General features: G+C 44.5%; 1 protein-coding gene and 1 pseudogene. Both read right to left on the reverse strand.

From position 1 onward, the window contains the following. Nucleotides 1-577, reverse strand: a pseudogene (locus tag A2517_RS07595) (2-oxoacid:acceptor oxidoreductase subunit alpha); the annotation flags it as partial. Further along, complete coding sequence (locus tag A2517_RS07600) at nucleotides 577-906, reverse strand: 4Fe-4S dicluster domain-containing protein (RefSeq protein WP_294895712.1); 330 nt, start codon at nucleotides 904-906, stop codon at nucleotides 577-579. The pseudogene A2517_RS07595 and the gene A2517_RS07600, both read right to left, overlap by 1 nt. Nucleotides 907-1,086: the final 180 nt, after the last annotated feature.

The following is a 1,086-nucleotide window of genomic DNA, read 5'->3' on the forward strand; positions in this document are numbered from 1 at the left end:
CGATTGAAGCTTTTACCTCTTCGAGATCCGGAAGCATTGCTTTACCGTGCATGTGACCTACCGTCTCATCCAAAAGGACGAATACCGGAGTCATGTATCGCTCAGCCAAATTAAATCCGCGTACGGTTTGCGTATAACACTCTTCAAGTGATCCCGCACATAACGTGATCGATGCGTAATCACCGTGGGTCGGATATTGCGCTTGACCGATATCCGCTTGGGATACACGAGTCGGAAGACCGGTTGATGGACCTCCACGCATTACGTTAACAATAACCAATGGAACTTCAGCGATAAACGCCAAACCGATTTGCTCTGCTTTAAGAGAGATCCCCGGACCTGAGGTTGCCGTCATCGATTTTGTACCCGCCATTGAAGCACCGAGTGCTACAGAAATACCGGCAATCTCATCTTCCATTTGGATAAATTTTCCACCGACAGTCGGTAGAAGATCAGACATCTCGTGCATTACTTCCGATGATGGAGTGATCGGATATCCGCCGAAAAACATACAACCCGCATCAAAAGCACCGAGTGCTGATAATTCGTTACCTGTTGAAATTACTTCTCTTGCCATTATTTCACTCCTGCTTGGTCTAGTGACATATACTTATTAGCGATAATAGCCGCTTGACGTGCTTTTGCTTCATCAGTCAGTTTTGCAAATTTATAATCTGCTTTATCCGCAACATAAATAGCGAAGTCAGGGCATGTGAGTTCGCACTCATTACAGCCGATGCAACTCTCAGGATGATTGATCGAGATCATAGCACCCAAGGTTGATGTCGGCTCATAACGCATACCGAGTACACCCGATGGGCATACCGATACACAAATATCACATGCTTTACAGTTATCGGTATTTACCCATACAGGGACGTTACCGGGATTGGTCGTTTTAAACATCTGTTCTCCTCACAATTTTGAAATTAATCTGATTCTTTATCAGTTGAAAATTTACCAACGGCACAAGAGACAAAACTCTTGAGCTTAAGAGTAGCATTATCAATAACACCCTCTTCCTCACCGATTAGAGGATATCCGAGGCTTCTTAATGTAGCCTTAAAATGTGCTAATTGCGCCTCG

The organism is Sulfuricurvum sp. RIFOXYD12_FULL_44_77, assembly GCF_001830725.1.
In the GTDB taxonomy this organism is placed as follows: Bacteria; Campylobacterota; Campylobacteria; order Campylobacterales; family Sulfurimonadaceae; genus Sulfuricurvum; species Sulfuricurvum kujiense_A.